3 protein-coding genes are annotated in these 2,454 nt (G+C 62.7%); all 3 read left to right on the top strand.

The features are described 5' to 3' along the window. The first annotated feature begins 90 nt into the window (after nt 1-90). Genes BM269_RS28855 through BM269_RS28845 form a run of 3 tightly spaced genes read left to right on the top strand, consistent with a single transcriptional unit; the run spans nt 91 to nt 2,411 of the window. Nucleotides 91-474 carry an IS66-like element accessory protein TnpA gene (locus BM269_RS28855; RefSeq protein ID WP_090446032.1) on the top strand — a complete coding sequence of 128 codons (384 nt, stop codon included), beginning with the start codon at nt 91-93 and terminating at the stop codon, nt 472-474. Continuing rightward, nucleotides 471-818 carry an IS66 family insertion sequence element accessory protein TnpB gene (gene tnpB, locus BM269_RS28850; protein ID WP_055936366.1) on the top strand — a complete coding sequence of 116 codons (348 nt, stop codon included), beginning with the start codon at nt 471-473 and terminating at the stop codon, nt 816-818. The genes BM269_RS28855 and tnpB overlap by 4 nt, the downstream gene beginning before the upstream one ends. Before the next feature lie 30 nt (nt 819-848). Next, nucleotides 849-2,411 (top strand): IS66 family transposase, encoded by a 1,563-nt coding sequence (locus tag BM269_RS28845; protein WP_090446029.1) that lies wholly within the window; start codon nt 849-851, stop codon nt 2,409-2,411. Nucleotides 2,412-2,454 lie beyond the last annotated feature (43 nt).

The raw sequence follows: 2,454 nt of genomic DNA, 5'->3' as shown, positions 1-2,454 counted from the left end.
GTAAGCGTAAAGCCAGCGCCGTCTGGACGTAAGAATCGCTCCCAGCCATGATCGAATTTTGGCACAGCAGTTGTGCCCACAAATTCAATTATGGACACAAATTTTCGACCAGTCATTAAGCGCGGACCGCGCGGCAAGTACCGCCAGCATTCCGTGGAGTTCAAGCGAACGCTCGTGGAAATGGCCATGCAACCTGGTGTTTCGGTAGCGCGCCTCGCGCGCGAGCACGGTGTCAATGCAAACCAGGTGTTCAGCTGGCGCAAGCTATACGAGGGAGGGCAACTGGTGGGTGGCACAGCGGTACCAGGCAATGAGTTAATGCCAGTGGTGGTGACGACGCCGGCGCAACCATCTGAGGCGGAACCTGCCCCGGCCGGCATCATCACACTTGAGATTGGGCGTGTGCGGCTACGCATCGAAGGCCAGGCCAACGGCGGCACGCTGGCCCAAGTGTTGGAGCACGTGCTGCGATGATTGGCCTGCCGGCAGGTACAAAAGTCTGGCTGGCCGCAGGCACCACCGACATGCGCAGCGGTTTCAACGGACTGGCAGCGAAAGTGCAAACCGCGCTGGAAGAAGATCCGTTTAGTGGCCACGTGTTTGTCTTCCGTGGCCGGCGCGGCGACTTGATCAAGCTGCTGTGGTGGACCGGCGACGGCTTATGCTTGCTGGCCAAACGCCTGGAGCGTGGCCGCTTTATCTGGCCGCAGGCCAGCAGTGGTAGCGTGGCGCTGACACAAGCACAATTGTCGATGCTGCTGGAAGGGATCGACTGGCGCCGACCAGAACGCACCTGGCGACCGCAATCGGCCTTGTAAACATGGCACGATTTGCGTAAACTTGGACGCATGCTCAACGCCGCCAATTTGCCAAACGATATCGAAGCGCTGAAAGCCATGCTGCTGGCGCGCGATGCAGCGTTGTTGGCGAGCGAAGCGAAGGTGGCACACCTGAGCGCCGAACTGTCTACGCGCACCGCCGAAATCGAGCACTTGAAGCTGGTGCTGGCGAAGCTGAAGCGCATGCAGTTCGGCCGCCGCTCGGAAAAGCTGGACCAGCAGATCGAACAGCTGGAGCTGAAACTGGAAGACCTGGAAGCCGAAGCCGCCGTGGCAGAGGCACAAGCGCCGGTGGAGGTTGCGCCGCGCAAGAAGGCGGAGCGCAAGCCGTTACCGGTCCACCTGCCACGCGAGGAGCGAGTGCAGATGCCCGCCAATGAGGCCTGCCCGGCCTGCGGCGGCAATCTGAAGCAACTGGGCGAAAGCGTGTCCGAGCAGTTGGAGTATGTGCCGGCTAGCTTCCGTGTGATTCGCCATGTGCGCCCCAAGCTGGCATGCGCGTGCTGCGACGTCATTGTGCAGGCCCCGGCCGTTAGCCGCCCAATCGAGCGCGGCATGGCCGGTCCCGGACTGCTGGCGCATGTGCTGGTGGCGAAATTCGCCGACCACATTCCCTTGTACCGCCAAAGCACCATCTACGCCCGTGAAGGTGTGGACTTGGAGCGCGCCTTGCTGGCCAACTGGGTCGGCGCCGCCGGAGCACTGCTGCGCCCACTGGTCGATGCGTTGCGCCGGCATGTACTGGCGGCGACCAAGCTGCATGCCGACGACACACCTCTGCCGGTACTGGCGCCGGGCAATGGCAAGACGCGCACGGCGCGTCTTTGGACCTATGTGCGCGACGACCGTGCCAGCGGCGACAGCACGCCGCCAGCGGTATGGTTTGCCTATACGCCTGACCGCAAAGGCGAACATCCGCAGGCGCACCTGGCCAACTTCAACGGCATCTTGCAGGCAGATGCGTATGCCGGCTTCAATGCCATTTACGAGAGTGGCCGGGTGCTCGAAGCCGCGTGCTGGGCACATGCCCGGCGCAAATTTTATGACCTGCATGCAGCGCGGCCATCGGCTTTAACGACCGAAGCCTTACGCCGGATCGGCGAGCTGTATGTCATCGAGGACAGCATACGGGGCAAACCGCCCGACGAGCGGTGCACCGCTCGTCGGCAGCATGCCAGGCCGCTGCTGGACGACCTCGAACGATGGCTGAGCGCCACGCTCGCTACGCTGTCGCGCAAGTCCGATACGGCGGCCGCCATCCTTTACTCGCTCAAACTGTGGCCGGCGCTGACACGCTATTGCGACGACGGCCGCATCGAGATCGACAACTCCGCCGCCGAGCGAGCCCTGCGCGGCGTGGCCCTGGGTCGTCGCAACTTTCTGTTTGCAGGCGCAGACAGTGGCGGCGAACGCGCTGCCGCCATGTATGGGCTGATCGGAACGGCCAAACTTAACGGTGTCGACCCCGAGGCTTGGCTGCGCTACGTGCTGGCCCATATCGCCGACCATCCGGTGAATCGAGTGGACGACTTCCTGCCCTGGAACTGCGCCAGCAAACTCCCCGGCGCTTAAACTCCGCTTCCCAGCGGTGTTGGGAACATCTTCGATTAAAGTA

The sequence above is a fragment of the Duganella sp. CF458 genome (genome assembly GCF_900113115.1).
In the GTDB taxonomy this organism is placed as follows: Bacteria; Pseudomonadota; Gammaproteobacteria; order Burkholderiales; family Burkholderiaceae_D; genus Rugamonas.
Note: the sequence above shows the minus strand (reverse complement) of the source record. Positions and strands in the feature narration are given on the sequence as shown.

Coding starts and splice junctions, on each gene's coding strand:
- BM269_RS28855 (WP_090446032.1), top strand. CDS start 91: ATGGACACAAATTTTCGACCAGTCATTAAGCGCGGACCGCGCGGCAAG.
- tnpB (WP_055936366.1), top strand. CDS start 471: ATGATTGGCCTGCCGGCAGGTACAAAAGTCTGGCTGGCCGCAGGCACC.
- BM269_RS28845 (WP_090446029.1), top strand. CDS start 849: ATGCTCAACGCCGCCAATTTGCCAAACGATATCGAAGCGCTGAAAGCC.